Raw genomic sequence first — 18,505 nt, 5'->3', positions numbered from 1 at the left:
CCTGCGGATGCTGCCGGTCATTCTGAAGCCTGGAGTCAGGTCCAGGGTCAAGCTCCCGTCGCTGACGGCGCATTCAGCGCACTTTGCAACTTTCTTCATAGCCCCGCCGTCGTGGCAGTTCCTACCCTGCGCCTGAACCGGCCGCTGGATGGCCTGCAACGAACCGAGGAGATGCTCTGTGGAAGGATTCAGGAACGAGGGATTCGTAGAGGTCGCGGTGGTCGAGTACCCGGGAGGGGACCCGTCGGCGGCCTCGGTGCTGACCGAAATGGCACACGTCGCCAACCGGCTTGCCCAGCAGCAGCGTCGCCCGTTCAAGCGTGTCCTGGTGACCCGCTGGGTCGTGCCAGCCAGCCAGACCGGCGTGCATCGCGTTGCCGGCGCGGAGATGCTCGAGGCGGACATTCCCGCCGTGATCGCCGTGCCTGGCCAGATCAGTCAAGGCGTCTGCCTGCGCGCCGATGAGGTCCTGCTGGATTGGCTGCGCGCGCATTACGATGGCGGCAGTCTGCTGGCAGCTGCCAGCGATGGTGTCAGCATGCTGGCACGCGCGGGTCTGCTTGCCGGCCGCACCGTCAGTGGGCCGGACCTCGGGCGTCATCCGGGCCTGCAGGGACCGTCGGCCAGCTGGGTGCCCAGTGAGCGTGCGCTGGTCGACGACGGTGACCTGCTGACGGTGGCCGGTTCCCAGGCCTGGCGCTTCCTCGCCCTGCGCCTGCTGTACCGGCTGCACGGTCAGGGCGTGGCGAGCTCCGTGGCGCAGCAGCTGGGGATCACGGTGCCAGCGGCGATCCAGCAGGATCTGGAGCGTTTCAGTGCCAACTTCGCCCACGGCGATCGCGACGTACTGAAGGCGCAACGCTGGCTGCATACCACCGCTGCGCGTGGGGCCACGCTCGGAGCGATCTGCGAGGTTTCCGGACTGGAACCGCGGACTCTGCAGCGGCGCTTCCTGAAGGCCACCGGCCTGCGTCCGATCGAGTATTGCCAGCGGTTGCGTATCGCCAAGGCGCAGACATTGCTGCAGCAGGGGGCGGGTATCGATGAAGTGGCCTGGGGCGTGGGCTATGCAGACCAGAGCGCATTCCGCCGCCTGTTCCTGCGCATTGTCGGAATGACGCCGGCCAACTATCGCCGGCAGGTCAACAACAATCGGCGCGAACGACCGCTGTTGTCGTCGGTGGCGGGCAGCCTGCGCGGGCTGCAACCGGCGCCTGGCATGCAGATGCCGCGCAGCGCGGCCTGAAGCCTGCGGTGGGCGTCGCACTTGCAACCTGGGCGCGACGCTTTGACCATGCAGGCAACGAGATGATGTGACAGGTGGGTTGATGTCGAGTGTTGGACCGGTGCCGATGCCGGTGGTGCTGATCCTGATGTGCGTGCTTATGGCCATGGCGGTGGCCCACCTGTGGCCGCGGCCGAAGGACGGGATGGCAGTGCCTTCCGCGGCCAGCCTGGTCCTGGACATGTTGCTGATCGGCCTGCTGTGTGGACGCATCAGCTTCGTGGCCTTGAACTTCGCGCTCTACCGTGAGGCCCCCTGGAGCATCCTGCAGATCGCCGACGGTGGGTATCACCTTGCCGTCGTGCTGGTTGCGGGCCTGGCGTGGGGCACCTGGCGGCTGCGGCTGTGGCGCGCGTTGCGTGCGCCGGTGCTGGCGGGAGCCCTGGTGGGTGTGGTGCTGTGGGCGGCGGGCAGCCACCTGCTCGCAGCATGGCAGGAGCGGCGAATGCCGCTGCCGGCGGTCCAGGTGGCCGATCTGCAGGGGCGCAGGATCGACCTGCAGCAATTCCGTGGCAAACCGGTGGTGCTGAATCTCTGGGCCAGCTGGTGTGGTCCCTGCCGTCGCGAGATGCCGGTACTGGCATCCGCACAGCAGACCCACACTGACGTGCAGTTCGTGTTCCTCAACCAGGGAGAAACCCTGGACGAAGTGAAGGGTTTCATCGCATCCGAACAGCTCCGGCTGGGCAATGTATTGCTGGACGATACCGCCTCGGCGTCAACCGTGCTGGGTGTACAGGCCTATCCATCGACGCTGTTCTTCGACGCCGAAGGCCGCCTGCGTGAACTGCACCTTGGCGAACTGACGGCGGCGGGTCTTGAACACAAACTGCGCCGGCTGCGGTAGCCTGCGCGGGCATCTCACTACGGAGTTCCCATGTTGTCGACTTCCCTGCGCATCGCTTCGGCGGTGCTGTTGCTGCCGGTCATGCTGGCATTGGCCGCCTGCAGTCAGGCCCAGACCCCACCAGGCAAGGCAACGGCAGCGCCGGCAGCGAGCGCTCAGGCCCCAGCGGCCAAGGGCGAGCGCCCCGCAGTGCTGAAAGGCATCGAGAAGCACGGTTTTGAAGTCGTTGCCGAGTTCGATGCACCGGGTGGCCTGCGTGGATTCGCTGGCGTGGTGGGTGGGCAGCAACCGGCCGCAGCCTATGTCACCGCCGACGGCAAGCATGTGCTGGTAGGCAGCCTGTTCGATGCCGAGGGCAACGACGTGGCCGCCGAGGCGGTGGAGAAGCTGGTTTCAGCACCGATGTCGGCCAGGATGTGGACCAAGCTGGAGGCCAGTGCCTGGGTGCGTGACGGCAAGGCTGATGCGCCGCGCGTGGTCTATACCTTCAGTGATGCCAACTGCCCGTACTGCCACAAGTTCTGGGAAGCAGCGCGTCCGTGGGTCGACGCCGGCAAGGTGCAGTTGCGCCACATCATGGTCGGCGTGATTCGTGAGGACAGCCCGGCCAAGGCTGCGGCCATCCTGTCTGCGCGTGACCCGAGTGCGGCCTTGCTGGAAAACGAACACCAGTTCGACCGTGGTGGAATCAAGGCCCTGCCGAGCATCAGCCGCGAGATCGCCGGCAAGCTCGATGCCAACCAGGTGCTGATGATTGAAATGGGCTTCCAGGGCACGCCGGGCATCCTGTTCCAGGATGCACAGGGCCAGGTGCAGCGTCGCGCCGGCCTGCCACAGGGCGCTGACCTGCAGACGGTGCTGGGCCCGCGCTGACCGGCACCCACGCCGTGATGCGACATCACAGGCCCACATGGCAGCATGCGGGCCTGTTGCTTTTCGTCACCTGTGCGGGTGATGCAGGCTGCGCACCTCCTGTTCGTCGTCACGTCTGAATCGTGACTGACATCAAGCATCGCGCCTTGATTCCAATCAAGGCCAAAAACGACAGGCGGATTAGCCTGTGACGCATGGAATACAGCGTCAACGCGCCAGGGATGCCGCGCCTGACACGCCCTGAACCGGGGCAGTCGGCACAGCCATTCACGACGTTCTCACTCCCTGGTTGTTACCCAGACCGCTGCGGTCGCCACCTCTCCGGCAGTGCGGCCCTGATGGCGTCGATATCGGTACGGGCGGGGCAGTGTCATCGTCCTGTTGCCTGCCACGTGCAGGCTGGCCGGTGTCGTCGACGCAGTACCCGCATTTCCAGCAATGGCAACGCAATGTCGGAGCTGCGCCTGTGCGCGCGCCGTCAGTGCGCTGCGAATGTTCGTCCAGGGAGGATGCAATGCGCTTTGCGGTACTGAGTCTGGCCTGCCTGACCGCGCTGGCGGTCACGCCAGCCTATGCGCGGCAGAATGGCCAGGAGGATGCGCACGCATTGCGCCAGGAAATCGCTGCCATGCGACAGGCACTGGAGGGCATGCAGAAGCGCCTGGAACGGCTCGAACAACGCGAGGGCGCTGTCGCGGCCGCTGCGCAGGTAGCGGCGCCGGTGACACCACCTGGCAGCAGTGCCAACCTGCTGCATCCCACCCAGGTGCCGGGTGTGGCGCAACCGGTGCTGCCGCAGCGCGAATCGGTGGCCGATCCCTCAACAGCGGCCTCGCGTCCCGACAGCGCTGCTGGGCCGACCGACCCGGATCTGAAGGGCTTCTTTGCCATTCCAGGCACTGACACGGTGATCCGCATTGGCGGCTATGCCAAGCTCGATGCGATTGCCGATTCGCGTGCGGCCGGTGACGAGGATCAGTTCATCCCCTCATCGATGCCGGTGGGCGGCAGCCATCGCGATGTCTCCAATTTCAACATCCACGCCAAACAGACCCGCTTCAGCTTCGAGGCGCGGCGCCCGACCACGCACGGCAACCTGCGCTTCTACCTGGAGAATGATTTCTTCGGCAGCAGCGATGGCTACGCGTTCCGTCTGCGCCACGCGTATGGCCAGCTTGGCAATACCTATGCCGGCTACGGTTACTCCAGTTTCATGGACCCGGACAGCCTGCCCGACACGCTCGACTTCGCCGGTCCCGGCGGCGCCGGCTATCTGCTGGTGGCCGGCATCCACCACAGCTTCGCGATGGGCAAGGGCAACACCCTGACGCTGGCGGCCGAAGACCCCAGGACCGAACTGGCCGGTGCCAGTGATGAACGGGCCGCAGTGAACCGGCTGCCAGATGTGACCGTGACCGCACGCATGGAGCGCGACTGGGGCCATCTCCAGCTGGGCGCGGTGGCGCGCAGCCTGGCCTATGACGGTGACGGCGAGCGTGACCGGCGCATGGCCGGCGGCCTGCAGTTCAGTGGCTCGGCATCGGTAGGCGAGCGCGATCTGTTGCTGTTCGGCGCGCTCGGCGGGCGCGGCCTCAGCCGCTACACCGCGGACCTGACCGGCTCCGGGCTGGACGCGGTGGTCGGTGCCGATGGCCGTCTTGACGCGCTGGACCTGCACGGCGGCTTCGTCGGCTACACGCATTACTGGTCCGGGCTGTGGCGTTCGAACCTGATCTTCGGCCAGCTGACCCTGGAGCGGAACGCGGCACTCGCTGCCGACGCCTTCCGGCAGAGCCGATACGGCGTGTTCAACCTGATCTGGAGCCCGGCGCCGTCGTGGACGATGGGCATGGAGCTGCTGTACGGCCGCCTGGAACAGCAGGGCGGCGCGCGCGGCGACACGGTCCGGGTGCAGGGCAGCCTGCAATACAACTTCATCAAGTAAGCGCCAGCGGCGTTACGCCAGCGCAACCGTCCCCACGCCCGGCCGCACCGGGCTCATGCCAGTACCGGAGATTGTCATGGCAGAAGCAAAGAAAATCGGGGTGGTCGGAGCCACCTTCCTCGTCGCCGGCAACATGATGGGCTCAGGCGTGTTCCTGTTGCCGTCCAGCCTGGCCAAGATCGGTACCGCATCGATCTGGGGCTGGCTGATCACCACGGCCGGTGCGCTGTTGCTGGCCTTCGTATTCGCCAAGCTGGGCAAGCTGGCGCCGAAGGCGGGCGGCCCGTACGCGTATGCGCGTGACTGGTTCGGGCCCTACATGGGCTTCCAGACCAATACCATCTACTGGTTCGCCAACTGGATCGGCAACGTTGCCATCCCGATCGCCGCGGTGGGCTACTTCAGCTACTTCTTCCCGATCCTGTCCGAGCCGCTGGTGCGCTGCATCGCGGTGCTGATCCTGGTGTGGGCGCTGAGCTTTGCCAACGTGATCGGCCCGGCCTTCGTCAGCCGTGTGCAGACGGTCACCACCAGTTTCGCGCTGGTGCCGATCCTGGGCATCGCCATCTTCGGCTGGTTCTTCTTCGATGCCGACATCTTCAAGGGCGCCTACAACGTGTCCGGTGAGTCCAACTTCGGCGCGATCTCCAGTGCCGCGGCACTGACCCTGTGGGCCTTCATCGGTGTCGAATCGGCTTCGGTCACGGCTGGCGTGGTCGAGAACCCGGAGAAGAACGTGGCCCGCGCCACCCTGGCCGGCGTGTTCCTGGCGGCCATCGCCTACATCGCCAGCTCCTCTGTGATCATGGGCATGGTGCCGAACTCGGAACTACAGGTGTCCGACGCACCGTTCGCGCTGGCGGCGGCCAAGGCGGTCGGCGGCTGGGGCGGCGCGCTGGTCAGCCTGTGCGCCTTCATCGGCGCCGCCGGTTCGCTGGGTGGCTGGATCCTGCTGACCGCGCAGAGTGCCAAGGCGGCCTCGGATGATGGCCTGTTCCCGAGCATCTTCAGCAAGACCAACAAGGACGACGTGCCGGTCAAGGGCGTGCTGATCGTGGCGGTGCTGATGACCCTGGCGGTGCTGGTGACGTCCACCTCGGAAACCGCGTCGGCCCAGTTCGACGTGATCACGTCGGCGGCCGTGGTGCTGACCCTGCTGCCCTACATCTACTCGTGCGTGGCCTGCTACTTCGTGGTCGAGCGTTCGCACACCCTGGTCCATACCGGTGCGTTCTGGACCCTCACCAGCCTGACCGTCGTGTACTGCCTGTGGGCGATCTACGGCTCGTCGGGAACCATCGTGCAGTACGCCTTCCTGTTCGTGCTGTTCATCACCGTGTTCTATCCCTTCTTCAGCGAGGAGCGCCGTCAGCAGCGGCAGCGCGCCCGCGAGGCATCGGCCATCAGCGCCGGCGCCCAGCGTTCCTGAGTTCGACAAGGAGAATCAACGTGTACTTCAAGTCCCTGGACTACCCGGTCATTGTCATCGACAACGACTACGAGTCGCCGCGCATCGGCGGCATCCTGATCCGCGCCCTGGTGGAAGAGCTGCGCAGCAACGACCAGCGGGTGCTGTGCGGGCTGAACCTGGATGATGCGCGTGCCGGAGCCCGTACCTACGTGGCGGCCTCGGCGGTGCTGATCTCGATCGATGGCAGCGAAGAGGTGGATGGCGAGTTCCAACGCCTCACCGCCTTCCTGCGCGAGCAGAGTGCGCGCCGCGCCAACCTGCCGGTGTTCCTGTACGGCGAGCGCCGCACCATCGAAAAGGTGCCGAGCAAGCTGCTCAAGTACATCCACGGCTTCATCTTCCTGTTTGAAGACACCAAGAGCTTCATCTCGCGGCAGGTGATGCGCGCGGCCGAAGACTACATGAAGAATCTCTTGCCGCCGTTCTTCAAGGCGCTGATCCATCATGCGGCAGAGTCGAACTACTCCTGGCATACGCCGGGCCATGCAGGCGGCGTGGCATTCACCAAGTCGCCGGTCGGCCGTGCGTTCCACCAGTTCTACGGAGAGAACACCCTGCGCAGCGATCTGTCGATCTCGGTGCCGGAACTGGGCTCACTGCTGGATCACACCGGCCCGATCAAGGATGCCGAGGAAGAGGCGGCGCGCAACTTCGGTGCCGACCATACCTTCTTCGTCACCAATGGCACCTCCACCGCCAACAAGATCGTCTGGCATGGCACGGTGGCCCGCGGCGACGTGGTGTTCGTCGACCGCAACTGCCACAAGTCGCTGCTGCACGCGCTGATCATGACCGGCGCGGTGCCGGTGTACTTCACCCCAAGCCGCAACGCACACGGCATCATCGGCCCGATCAGCCTGGATCAGTTCACGCCGGAGTCGCTGCAGCAGCGCATTGCTGCCAACCCGCTGGCCAGCCAGGCCTACAAGGCCGGTTCCAAGCCGCGCATTGCGGTGGTCACCAACTCGACCTACGACGGCCTGTGCTACAACGCCGAGAAGATCGCCGACGAAATCGGCAGCGCGGTCGACTTCCTGCACTTCGACGAAGCCTGGTACGCCTACGCCGCGTTCCATCCGTTCTATGAGAACCACTACGGCATGGCCAAGGACAAGCCGCGCGAGCAGGATGCGATCATCTTCACCACGCACTCCACCCACAAGCTGCTGGCCGCGTTCTCGCAGGCGTCGATGATCCACGTACGCAACTCGGCGCAGCGCGACCTGGATGCCGAGCGCTTCAACGAGTCGTTCATGATGCACACCTCGACCAGCCCGCATTATGGGGTGATCGCGGCCTGTGACGTGGCCTCGAAGATGATGGAGGGCGAGGCCGGCCGTTCGCTGGTGCAGGAAATGCATGACGAGGCGATCGCCTTCCGCCGCGCGATGCTGCACGTGCGTGACGACCTCGGGCGCGACGACTGGTGGTTCAGTGTGTGGCAGCCGACCAAGGTCGAGCGCAGCCTGGACAAGGGCGATACGCCGGCGCCGCTGGTGGCCAAGCGCGAGGAGTGGTACCTGCAGCCGGACGCGCACTGGCACGGCTTCGAGAATCTGGTCGATGACTACGTGCTGATCGACCCGATCAAAGTGACCCTGCTGACCCCAGGCCTGACGATGGACGGCAGCATGGGCACGCTGGGCATTCCGGCGGCGGTGCTGAGCAAGTTCCTGTGGGGCCGCGGCATCACTGTGGAGAAGACCAACCTGTATTCGGTACTGTTCCTGTTCTCGATGGGCATCACCAAGGGCAAGTGGAGCACGCTGGTCACCGAGCTGATGGCCTTCAAGGAGCTGTACGACTGCAACGCGCCGCTGAGCCAGGCATTGCCGACGCTGGCGGCGGACTATCCGATTGCCTACGCTGGCTGGGGACTGCGTGACCTGTGCGATGCATTGCACGCGTTCAACCAGGAATTCGAGGTCGCCCAGGTGATGCGCGAGATGTACGTGGATCTGCCGACGCCGGTGATGACCCCGGCCGATGCCTACAACCACCTGGTGAAGGGCGAGATCGAGCGGGTCGACATCGAGCAGCTCAGTGGTCGCGTCGCGGCGACCATGCTGGTGCCGTATCCGCCGGGCATTCCGACCATCATGCCGGGCGAGCGATTCGGCGACAGCGACGAACCGATCATCCAGTCTCTGCGTATTGCCCGTGAACAGAATGCGCGCTTCCCGGGCTTCGAGTCGGATGTGCACGGGCTCATCATCGAGCACGATGGCGATGTGACCTCGTACAAGGTGGAGGTGCTGAAGGCCTGACCGGCGACGGTCGGCCCTTCGGCGAGCGATGGATACCGCGCGCGAGCAACGCATCCTGAAGTTCTCCATCGGGGTGACCATCGCGGTGAGCGCGGTCGGCTTCATCGGTGGCCTGCTGGTGGGATCGCAGGCGATCCTGTTCGACGGCGTGTACAGCCTGGTCGACGTTGCCTTGACCCTGGTGTCGTTGTCGGTACTGCGGCTGGTGGCGCGGGAGCAGAGCCCGCGCTTCCAGTACGGCTATTGGCACCTGGAGCCGATGGTCGAGGCACTCGGCGGCGTGATCCTGTCGCTGGCCTGCGTGTATGCGCTGGCCAACGCGGTCATTGGCTTGACCACGGGCGGGCATGAGGTGAAATTCGGGCCCGCGCTGTGGTGGGCGGCGCTGCTGAGTGCCAGCAACCTGGCAATGGCGACGTTCGTCGCGCAGCGTGCGCGGCACCTGCGCTCGGCGCTGTTGTGGCTGGATGTAAGAGGCTGGTTGCTGGGTGGGTTGATGAGCCTGGCGGTGGTGCTGGCCTTCGTGCTGGCCCTGGCCCTGCATGGCGGCAAGTGGCACCACTGGGTCCCGTACTTGGATTCGATCGTGCTGGCGTTGATCAGCCTGGCGGTACTGCCAGTGCCGGCGCGCAGTGCATGGAAGGCCATGCGCGAAGTGCTGCAGGTGGCGCCGGATGACCTGGACCGGCGCGTGCAGCAGGTGATGCAGGCGTTCGTGTCCGAGCGTGGCTATGCCGGTTTCACCAGCCACGTGGCGAAGATGGGGCGGATGCGCTTCATCGAGATCCATGTGCTGGCAGACCCCGGCACGCCATTGGGCTCGGTGGGCGAGGTTGATGCGATGCGCGATGAGATCGCCGTGCGGCTGGATGCGCGGGGCAGCACGTTCTGGTTGACCATCGATTTCACTGCGGATCCGGCGTGGACGTAGCCCTGCCTCTTTCGCGCCGGGGCCTCGTCCGGCCAGGTTCTGTTCCCCTGTAGAGCCGAGCCCATGCTCGGCTGTCGTTCGCGTGGAGCGGCCGAGCCGGCCCGGCCTCGCGATCGTTGCACACGGCGGACTGCTCTGTTGCGCCGGATGTGTTTGACCTGAACCTGGGTTGAGGTTGCAGACTGCAGCACAGTTCCACAACGCCTAGCGCAGGTAGTACTCCACCGGCACCACCAGTTCCTGTGGTGCCTTCAGTTCATCGGGAATGGGCGGTAGTGGCTGCGCGCGGCGGAAGGTCTGCAGTGCGGCGCCGTCAAGCATCGGTTGGCCACTGGACTGCTCCAACCGCAGGGCCAGCAGGCGTCCCTCGCGATTGATGCTGGCCCTGACCCAGGCAGTGCCCTGCTGGCGCCGTGCGCGGGCCGCAGCAGGGTAGTAGCGATAGCGCTCCAGCCGCGCCATCAGGCGGGCTTCCCACTGGTCGCTGGCGGCGCCGGCCTGGAAGTCCGCCGGTGGGGCGTCGGGAGCGGGCGGCGCGGCCGTGACCGATGCCGGTGCGGGACTTGCATCGGTCGCGGCCGCAGGCGGGGCGACCGGCAGGGCTTGCCGGCCAGCGCCGCCGCGTTCGCTGGCGGCTACCTCGCCCTCGCGTGCGGCGGTGGGTTTCGGTGGAGGGGGCGACTTCGTGGGTCGGGATGCGCGGGCCTGCTGCGCCTGGCTGGGGGTGTCGGCTTGGCGTTCTTCCAGTGGCTGAGGCGGCGTTGCCGGTGCCAGCAGGCGCAGGCTGATGCGCACGTCCTTCTCCGGCGGCGTCGGCAATGGCGGCGCGGCCACCCAGTGCACCAACAGCAGCAGGGGCAACAGGTGAAGCCCGATGCTGATGGCGATCGCCTGCCAGTGTTGGCCGCGCTCACTCATCGTCCAGCACCCATAGCAGGTCGGCGTCGGTCGCATCGACGGATGCACCGACTGAAGCGAGCGCGATCACCAGCGCTGGTGTGCCCGCTGGCAGGTAGCCCGGCATGCCAGTACCGCGCAGTACATGCCAGCGACCGGCCAACAGCAGCGTGGGTGCCGCGGCTCAGGTTGTGGGCGACGCGGTACAGGTAGGCGCGGCCATTGCTCAGCAGGCCACTGGCGGCGATTCTGACGACGCGCAGCCAGGTCTCCTGGACGACATCATCGGCGTCGCTGCGTTGCGGGAGTTTACGGCGGACATGGGCGTGCAGCGGCCGGTAGTGGGCCGCGCACAGTTGCGCGACATCCGTCGGTTTGACAGGCGTGGACACGGGGCGGGCGACAACTGGGAAAGGGAACAGCCTGCGGCGGCAAGGGCAGCGGCTACACCTTACAGCAAAAGAGAATCATTTGCATCCATGGACGCGAGGCGCGGCATGCGTGGCCGACTGCGAGGTCAGCGCGGACGAAAGTCGCAGTGGATCTGCAGGGCTTCGGTGGGGTTGTGATGCAGCTCGAAACCGCAGTGCTGGAGGCTGCGCTTCACCCGGGCGATCGCTTCGGCATGGCGGGCGGTGCGACGATGTTGCCAGCGCGGCGGGGTGAACACGTCCAGTGGCAGCAGCCGCAGCCGCTTGCCGTGCAACACCACTGAGACATCGATATGACGGCCATCGATGTCGTGGCCGTTGGCGCCGAAGATGGCATCGACTTCATCATGGCGCTGCGGATAGCAGGCGCGGAACACTGCGATGCCGAGCCAACGCACGCCACGACGGAAGCTGCCGAGCCAGCTGTGGCTGGGTTCGAAGCCGCGCGTGACGAGCAGGCCCAGCCCGGCGGGCAGCAATGCCTGCGCGTCGAGCAGGCGTTGCAGTGCCTCTTCTTCCAGCTGGATGCGGGTGGAGGGCCAGCGCGGTGCGATGAGCAGTGCGTGGTGGCGGCCGCGTTGCAGGGTCAGCATGGGTCAAGCCTCGCATGCGGGCGAACAGCCGGGGTAGTGCCGGCCGCTGGCCGGCAAATCTGTTCCCCGTCGGGTGCCGGCCAGCGGCCGGCACTACCGTGACGATCGTCAGAGGTCGCGGTACTGGGTCTGCGAAGCCAGTACGCGCAGGCCATCGGCATTGCTGGACAGGATGCGCTCTTCGCTGATGCCTTTCTGCCGTTTCAGCTGGAAGCCCTGGGCTGCAGGCAGCTGCGCGGCGATGCTGTCCATGCGCTGCAGGGCATCAGGCCCGCTGCAGTCGAAGTGGCCCCAGTAGGCGCCATCGCGGTGGATCTGCAATCGGTAGTTCATCGCGGTAGCTCCGGCAGGTCCTGCAGCCAATGGTCGAACATCGCGGTGGCGGCCGCGGCCAGTGGCGCGCCATAGCGACGCGCCTGCGTGCGCAGGTCGTTCGGATCGATGCCGGCCTGCGCCAGTTCCAGGGTGTGACCGATCAGCCAGCGCTCGAACTGGCGCGCGTCCAGCTCCGGATGGCATTGCAGTGCCAACGCATGGTTACCGATGGCAAAGGCCTGATGGCGGCAGGCCGGCGTACTGGCCAGGCGGCGTGCACCCGCCGGGAGTTCGAACGCCTCGCCATGCCAATGCAGTACCGGAATGCCCTGCAGGGCCTGCAGTGGCGAGCGCTGGCCGTCATCGGTGAGCAGCAGCGGCGAAAAGCCGATCTCCTTGCCGCCACTGGCGGCGACGTCGGCACCGAGTGCACGCGCCATCAGCTGCGCGCCCAGGCAGATGCCCAGCGTGGGCCGCTGCTGCTGCAGCCGACATTGCAGCAGCGCGATGCTGTCATTGAGGAAGGGATAGAGATCAACGTCGTTGACGCTGACCGGACCGCCCAGCACCACCAGCAGGTCGGCGGCTTCGGCCGGATCGAGGGCGTCGACACCGGCTTGCAGCACCTGCAGCTGCCAGCCCTGTGCCATCAGCAGAGGCTGCAGGGTGCCGAGGTCTTCAAAGGCGACGTGTTGCAGGACGACCGCGTGCTTCATGCCAGGGCTCCATTGCTGGGCCAGTAGAAACTGTCCGGGGTGGCGCGTGCGCCGAAGATGGCCTGCCCGACGCGGACCACGGTGGCACCTTCCTCGATGGCCACTTCGAAGTCACCGGACATGCCCATCGACAGCTGCGACAGGTCGATGCCGGGAGGTGCAGTGCGCTGCAGCTGGTCGCGCAGTTCGCTCAGGCGCACGAAGCAGGCACGCACGCGCTCGACCTCGGGGGTGAAGATGGCCAGCGTCATCAGGCCGCGTACGTGCAGGCGGTCGAACGCTGGAAGCTGCTGCACAAAGGCCTCGACGGCAGCGGGTTCCAGACCGTACTTGCTGGGTTCGGCGGAGGTGTTGACCTGTACGAACACATCGAGCGTGCGGTCTTCCAGCTGCAGGCGCTGCTGCAGCGCTTCGGCCACGCGCAGGCTGTCAAGCGCCTGGAACTCGCTGGCGAAGCGCGCCACGTAGCGCGCCTTGTTGGTCTGCAGATGCCCGATCACCGACCAGTGCACGTCCAGATCGGCCATCGTCTCGGCCTTGCGCTGCGCCTCCTGCACCTTGTTCTCGCCCAGCTCGCGGCAACCGGCGGCCACCGCCATGCGGATGCGGGCGTCATCGACGGTCTTGCTGACCGGCAGCAGGCGCACGCTGGCCGGGTCCCGGCCGACGCGGGCGCAGGCAGCGGCGATGCGTTGGCGCACCGTGACCAGGTTGGCGGCGATCTGTTCAACGGACTGGGCGATGGGCCAGTCGGCGGCGGCAAGGGGCATGCGGGCACCTCCAATGCAGGATGGCCAGGGTGGGATACACTGGCACAGGACAAGAATTATTTTGGCATAGGACAAAATGAAAATCACCGGGCATAGCGCCGAGTCGATCTTCGACAGCATCCGTGATGGCATCGGCAAGGGCCGCCTGCCGGCGGGCAGCGTGCTGCCGCCGGTGCGCGAACTGGCCGATCAGCTGGGGGTCAATCGCAACACCGTGGCTGCTGCCTACAAGCGACTGGATGCGGCCGGCCTGGCCAGTACCGCGGGCCGACGCGGCACGGTGGTGCGTGGCCTGCCGCCGACGCTGGCGCGCGAGGGCAGTACGCCGGGGTTGGCGCTGCAGGACCTGGCCGGTGGCAACCCGGATCCTCGCCTGCTGCCCAGCCTGCGCCTGGCCCCGGCGGCGCCACGGCTGTATGGCGTGGGCACGGTCGACCCGAGGTTGCAGGCGTTGGCACGCGCCTCGCTGGATGCGGATTGCCCCGAGGGGTACGCGCTGGAGCTGACCCATGGCGCGGTCGATGGCATCGAGCGCCTGTTGGCGGCATGGCTGCTGCCGGGGGATCGCATCGCGGTGGAGGATCCATGCTTCCTCGGCAGCCTCAATGTGCTCAATGCCGTGGGCCATGTGCCGTTGCCGGTGACGGTGGATGCGCATGGCATGCAGGTTGAATCGCTGCGACAGGCGCTGGAGGCCGGGGCACGCGCGGTGCTGCTGACCCCGCGTGCGCACAACCCGACCGGGGCCAGCCTGGATGCGAAGCGGGCACGGGCGTTGCGCCAGCTGCTGGCGGCCTACCCGCAGGTGGCGGTGCTGATCGATGACCACTACGCACTGCTCTCGCAGCAGGCCTACCACTCGGTACTGCCGCTGGATGGCCGGCGCTGGGCGCTGCTGCGTTCGCTGTCCAAGCCGCTCGGCCCCGACCTGCGCCTGGCCTGGCTGGCCTGTGATGACGAGACCGCGATGCGGTTGCGGTTGCGGTTGGCGTCCGGCATCGGCTGGGTCAGTCATCTGCTGCAGGATGCCGCCACTTCGGTGCTGGCCTCGGCGCCGCAGCGGGCGAAGATCGTCTCGGCAGGCGAGCGGTACCAGCAGCGCCTGCAGTCGCTACAGGAACTGCTGCGCGCGCGTGGTGTGCCGACGCCGTTGCCGATGGAGGGATTGAACCTGTGGCTGCCGTTGCCGGCCGACAGCCATCCACAGGTACTGGCGCTGGCTGCGCGCGGATGGCATGTGCGTGCTGGCGAAGTGTTTGCGGTGGCTGCACCAGGGCATGGCCTGCGCATCACCTGCGCGGCGCTGGGGGCGGCGCAGCTGCGGCAGCTTGCCGATGACCTGGCGGCGGTGTGTGGTCTGTAGCGTCGAGCCATGCTCGACGTTGTTTCGCCTTTGTAGCGCGGAGCCATGCTCGGCTGCTGTTGGTAGAAGCAGCCGAGCATGGCTCGGCGCTACAGAAGCAGATCAGGGCGCGGCGTTGGCGCCGGGGCGCACGTAGTAGGACTGGCCACTGTCATCGACGAACATCAGCTCCGGCTTGCCCTGCCAGGAGGTGAGCATGGCGCCGGTATTGTTCTGGTGCTTGACCATCAGGCTGGCGCCACGGTCCGGGTTGGCGACGACCTTGAAGACTTCGGTGGTGCCGGTGGCATCGTCCAGAGTGAGCAGGGCTTCGCCCCCGCGGTCGCTGGTGCCATAACCGCCGCGCTCGGAACCGTCGGGGCCAAGCAGAATCAGGCCGGACAGCGCGGTTGCACGCGGTCCTTGGGTGCGGCCCCTGCTGAGGGGGTCCGGCACCGGCGCACCGAGGATCAGCCGTGGTTGGCCAGTGCCATCGTGGATGACCAGGCCGCGCGCTTCGATGATCCGCTCAGGCGATTGGCTGCGATGCAGGCTCCAGGCGGTCCAGCCGGAAACGAGCAGGGCAAGGGTCGAGACCACCAGGGTGGTCAGCAGCAGCACACGGGGCATCGGGTCGTCCTTCCTTGGATAGGCCGACGATAGCGGATGCCGGCGGGCAAAGGCCAGTTCGTTGTGTGACGATCTGTATCGTCAGTGGAAATCGCGGCTGTGGCTGCGCAGTCCCTGCAGCAGCTCATCCAGGCAGTGCATGCGCTGCACGATGACATGCTGCACGCCATCAACGCGCTCCAGGCGGCCATCGATCTGCATCAGCTGGGTGTCGACCAGCACCCGGTGCTGGCGGTCGGCCAGGTGGCGCCAGACCACGGCGTTGACCATGCCGGTCTCGTCTTCAAGGGTGAGGAAGGTAACGCCACTGGCGGTCTGTGGCCGCTGGCGCATGCGCACCAGTCCGGCGATGCGCACACGGCGGCCGTGGCCGTGCCCGGCCAGCTGTGCGGCATCCAGGCAGCCACGACTGCGCAGCTGCGCGCGCAGGAACGAGATCGGGTGGCGGCCGAGGGTGGTGCCCGTGCTGCGGTAGTCGGCCTGCATGTCCTCCCAGGCGCTGGGCAGTGGCAGGGGCACGCGTGCTTCGGCAGTGGCACGGGCCTGGTCGAACAGCGGCAGCCGGTTCTCTACGCCCGAGATATCCCAGCGTGCACGATGGCGATGGCCGCTGAGCCCGCGCAGTGCCCCGGCATCGGCCAGCAGGCCCTGCTGGCGGCGGTCCAGCGCGGTGCGCTGGCACAGGTCGCCGACGTCGTCGAACGGGCGCCGCGCGCGCTCGCGCATGATGGCCTGCACGGCATCTTCGTTGCAGCCGTCGATCAGGCGCAGGCCCAGACGGATCGCCGCCGGCCCCCTGCTGAAGTCCAGCGTGCAGTCCCAGTCGCTGTGGCGTACGTCCACGGGAAGAACGGTAATGCCATGCCGCCGTGCGTCCTGCAGCAGCTGGTCGGGGCTGTAGAAACCCAGCGGCTGGCTGTTGATCAGGCTGGCAGTGAATGCGGCCGGGTGGTGGCATTTCAGCCAGCAGCTGTTATAGGTCAGCAGGGCGAAGCTGGCGGCGTGGCTTTCCGGGAAGCCGTAATCGCCGAAGCCCTTGATCTGCTCGAACAGGTGCTCGCCGTATTCGCGACTGAAGCCGTTCTCCAGCATGCCGGCCAACAGCTTCTCGCGATGCGGTTCCAGCCCGCCACGACGTTTCCAGGCGGCCATCGAACGGCGCAGGGCATCGGCCTGGCCAGGCGTGTAGCCAGCTGCTTCGACCGCCAGCTGCATCACCTGTTCCTGGAACAATGGCACGCCCAGCGTACGCGCGAACACGCGTTCCAGCTGCGGTGGGTAGAGCGGATTGTCCGGATCGTTCAGTGCCTCCGGGCCCTGTTCGCGCAGGATCCGCCGCCGCTCCAGGTAGGGATGCACCATGTCGCCCTGGATCGGCCCGGGGCGCACGATCGCCACTTCGATCACCAGGTCATAGAACGTGCGCGGCTGCATGCGCGGCAGCATCGCCATCTGTGCGCGCGATTCGATCTGGAACACGCCGATGGTATCGGCGGCGCAGATCATGTCGAAGGTTTTCGCATCCTTGGGCGGGATGGCATCCATGCGCCCTTCGTGCAGGCCATGCTGTTTCAGCATCGCCAGGCACTTGCGGATGGCCGTGAGCATGCCCAATGCCAGGCAGTCGACCTTCATCAGGCCGGTGGCATCCAGGTCATCCTTGTCCCACTGGATGACGGTGCGGTCGGCCATCGCCGCGTTCTCCACCGGTACCAGGGTCGACAGTGGATGCTCGGAGATGACGAAACCGCCCGGGTGCTGCGACAGGTGGCGCGGAAAATCGATCAGCTCTGCGGTGAGTGCCAGCAGGCGCCGCATCAACGGCGTGTCCGGATCGAAGCCACGCTCGCGCAGGGTTTCCGGCAGCGGGATGTTGCCGCCCCAGTGGTCCATCGCCGCGCCCAGTTCGTTGACCTGGTCCATCGGCAGGCCCAGTGCGCGGGCCACGTCGCGGATCGCGCTGCGGCCACGGTAGCTGATCGCCACCGCGGTCAGTGCGGCGCGCTCGCGGCCGTAGCGCTTGAACACGTACTGCAGCACCTCCTCGCGACGCTCGTGCTCGAAGTCGATGTCGATATCCGGTGGTTCGTCGCGCTCGGCGGAGATGAAGCGCTCGAACAGCAGGTTGCTGCGTGCCGGGTCGATCTCGGTCACGCCCAGCACGAAGCACACCGCCGAGTTGGCCGCTGAGCCACGGCCCTGGCAGAGGATGTCCTGGCTGCGCGCAAAGCGCACGATGTCCTGCACGGTGAGGAAATACGAGGCGTAGTTCTTCTGCTTGATCAGCGCCAGTTCGTGCTCGATCTGCGTGCGTTGCTTCGCTTCGATGCCGCCTTTCCAGCGCCACCGGATGCCGCGCTCGACCAGCACGCGCAGCCAGCTGTCCGGATCGTGTCCTTCGGGCACCAGCTCGCGCGGATAGGTGTACTGCAGCTGTTCCAGGGTGAAGTGGCAGCGATCGGCGATGCGCAGGGTTTCAGCCAGCAGTTCGGGCGGATACAGCTGGGCCAGCGCGGTACGCGGGCGCAGGTGGCGCTCGCCATTGGGAAACAGGCGCCAGCCGGCCTCGGCCACGCTGCAGCGGTGGCGGATCGCGGTCAGTGTGTCCTGCAGGGCACGGCGACGGCGCACGTGCATGTGCACATCGCCACTGGCGACCAGGGGCAGGCGGTGGCGTTCGCCGAAGGCCTGCAGCTGCTGCAGGCGGCGTGCATCATCGTGTTCGCGGTGCAGTTCCACAGCCAGCCACAGCCGATCATCGAAGCCGGTGCGTAGCAATTCAAGATCGGTGGCGGATGGCTGCCGGTCCAGCCACAGGCACAACAAACCGTCGGGCAGGCCGAGCAGATCGTCGCGCAGGCAGCGGTATTCGCCCTTGGCAGCCCGCCGCCGACAGGTCGTGATCAACTGGCACAGCCCGGCATAGGCGGCCTGGTCGGTGCACAGCAGGGCCAGCTTCGGCCCGTCCTCGACCTGGAATTCGGCGCCGACGATCAGCGCCACGCCATGTGTCTTCGCTGCCTGCCAGGCGCGCACGATGCCGGCCAGCGAGCATTCGTCGGTGATCGCCAACGCGCGGTAGCCCTGGCCAGCGGCGCGCGCGAACAACTCTTCGGCGATCGAAGCACCGCGCTGGAAACTGAAGGCCGACAGGCAGTGCAGTTCGGCGTAGCCGGGCAGTTCGCTGTGCAT

15 protein-coding genes and 2 pseudogenes are annotated in these 18,505 nt (G+C 66.7%); 8 read left to right on the top strand and 9 right to left on the bottom strand.

From position 1 onward, the window contains the following. Window positions 1-178: 178 nt before the first annotated feature. From ACSDHM_RS10880 to ACSDHM_RS10850, 7 genes are all read left to right on the top strand, one after another. Window positions 179-1,246 (top strand): GlxA family transcriptional regulator, encoded by a 1,068-nt coding sequence (locus ACSDHM_RS10880; protein ID WP_227837751.1) that lies wholly within the window; start codon window positions 179-181, stop codon window positions 1,244-1,246. Between the two features lie 82 nt (window positions 1,247-1,328). After that, window positions 1,329-2,132, top strand: coding sequence for a TlpA disulfide reductase family protein (locus tag ACSDHM_RS10875; RefSeq protein ID WP_111201503.1), 804 nt, complete (start codon window positions 1,329-1,331; stop codon window positions 2,130-2,132). Window positions 2,133-2,162: 30 nt separating this feature from the next. Beyond that, the gene (gene dsbG / locus ACSDHM_RS10870) at window positions 2,163-3,005 is read left to right on the top strand and encodes a thiol:disulfide interchange protein DsbG (RefSeq protein ID WP_088496182.1); all 843 of its coding nucleotides are present in this window, start codon (window positions 2,163-2,165) and stop codon (window positions 3,003-3,005) included. 514 nt (window positions 3,006-3,519) lie between these two features. Further along, window positions 3,520-4,950, top strand: coding sequence for a DcaP family trimeric outer membrane transporter (locus ACSDHM_RS10865; protein WP_188240870.1), 1,431 nt, complete (start codon window positions 3,520-3,522; stop codon window positions 4,948-4,950). 76 nt (window positions 4,951-5,026) lie between these two features. Beyond that, window positions 5,027-6,379 (top strand): arginine/agmatine antiporter, encoded by a 1,353-nt coding sequence (gene adiC / locus ACSDHM_RS10860; protein ID WP_049415369.1) that lies wholly within the window; start codon window positions 5,027-5,029, stop codon window positions 6,377-6,379. A gap of 20 nt (window positions 6,380-6,399) precedes the next feature. Next, window positions 6,400-8,688: an Orn/Lys/Arg decarboxylase N-terminal domain-containing protein gene (locus tag ACSDHM_RS10855; protein ID WP_439426263.1), complete on the top strand. Its 2,289-nt coding sequence runs from the start codon at window positions 6,400-6,402 to the stop codon at window positions 8,686-8,688. A gap of 28 nt (window positions 8,689-8,716) precedes the next feature. After that, on the top strand, window positions 8,717-9,619 hold the full coding sequence (locus ACSDHM_RS10850) for a cation diffusion facilitator family transporter (protein WP_072167450.1): 903 nt from the start codon (window positions 8,717-8,719) through the stop codon (window positions 9,617-9,619). Window positions 9,620-9,823: 204 nt separating this feature from the next. On the opposite strand, the gene ACSDHM_RS10845 is transcribed toward ACSDHM_RS10850, so the two are convergent. From ACSDHM_RS10845 to ACSDHM_RS10815, 7 genes and pseudogenes are all read right to left on the bottom strand, one after another. Next, the gene (locus ACSDHM_RS10845) at window positions 9,824-10,537 is read right to left on the bottom strand and encodes an energy transducer TonB family protein (protein WP_072167451.1); all 714 of its coding nucleotides are present in this window, start codon (window positions 10,535-10,537) and stop codon (window positions 9,824-9,826) included. Beyond that, window positions 10,530-10,700: pseudogene (locus tag ACSDHM_RS10840) on the bottom strand (ChaN family lipoprotein); the annotation flags it as partial. The pseudogene ACSDHM_RS10840 and the gene ACSDHM_RS10845, both read right to left, overlap by 8 nt. Window position 10,701: 1 nt before the next feature. After that, window positions 10,702-10,908: pseudogene (locus ACSDHM_RS10835) on the bottom strand (RNA polymerase sigma factor); the annotation flags it as partial. Between the two features lie 125 nt (window positions 10,909-11,033). After that, window positions 11,034-11,540, bottom strand: coding sequence for a hypothetical protein (locus tag ACSDHM_RS10830; protein WP_111007676.1), 507 nt, complete (start codon window positions 11,538-11,540; stop codon window positions 11,034-11,036). 108 nt (window positions 11,541-11,648) lie between these two features. Next, window positions 11,649-11,873 carry a hypothetical protein gene (locus ACSDHM_RS10825; RefSeq protein WP_088497903.1) on the bottom strand — a complete coding sequence of 75 codons (225 nt, stop codon included), beginning with the start codon at window positions 11,871-11,873 and terminating at the stop codon, window positions 11,649-11,651. Continuing rightward, complete coding sequence (locus ACSDHM_RS10820; protein ID WP_072167454.1) at window positions 11,870-12,571, bottom strand: glutamine amidotransferase; 702 nt, start codon at window positions 12,569-12,571, stop codon at window positions 11,870-11,872. The genes ACSDHM_RS10825 and ACSDHM_RS10820 overlap by 4 nt, the downstream gene beginning before the upstream one ends. After that, the gene (locus ACSDHM_RS10815; protein ID WP_111201497.1) at window positions 12,568-13,341 is read right to left on the bottom strand and encodes a YggS family pyridoxal phosphate-dependent enzyme; all 774 of its coding nucleotides are present in this window, start codon (window positions 13,339-13,341) and stop codon (window positions 12,568-12,570) included. The genes ACSDHM_RS10820 and ACSDHM_RS10815 overlap by 4 nt, the downstream gene beginning before the upstream one ends. A gap of 76 nt (window positions 13,342-13,417) precedes the next feature. Between ACSDHM_RS10815 and ptsJ the strand changes: the two genes are divergently transcribed. Continuing rightward, window positions 13,418-14,704, top strand: coding sequence for a transcriptional regulator PtsJ (ptsJ, locus tag ACSDHM_RS10810; protein WP_334271341.1), 1,287 nt, complete (start codon window positions 13,418-13,420; stop codon window positions 14,702-14,704). Window positions 14,705-14,806: 102 nt separating this feature from the next. Here ptsJ and ACSDHM_RS10805 read toward each other — a convergent pair whose 3' ends face one another. Both ACSDHM_RS10805 and ACSDHM_RS10800 read right to left on the bottom strand, forming a co-directional pair. Further along, a complete protein-coding gene (locus ACSDHM_RS10805; RefSeq protein ID WP_069138254.1) occupies window positions 14,807-15,313 on the bottom strand; it encodes a hypothetical protein in 507 nt (168 codons plus the stop codon). An 81-nt stretch (window positions 15,314-15,394) separates the two neighbouring features. Then, the gene (locus tag ACSDHM_RS10800; RefSeq protein ID WP_072167457.1) at window positions 15,395-18,505 is read right to left on the bottom strand and encodes an error-prone DNA polymerase; all 3,111 of its coding nucleotides are present in this window, start codon (window positions 18,503-18,505) and stop codon (window positions 15,395-15,397) included.

It is taken from the genome of Stenotrophomonas sp. T8 (assembly GCF_051853085.1).
Taxonomy (GTDB): domain Bacteria; phylum Pseudomonadota; class Gammaproteobacteria; order Xanthomonadales; family Xanthomonadaceae; genus Stenotrophomonas; species Stenotrophomonas sepilia.
The sequence above is the reverse complement of the archived record's forward strand: the minus strand, read 5'-3'. Positions and strand labels throughout refer to the sequence as shown.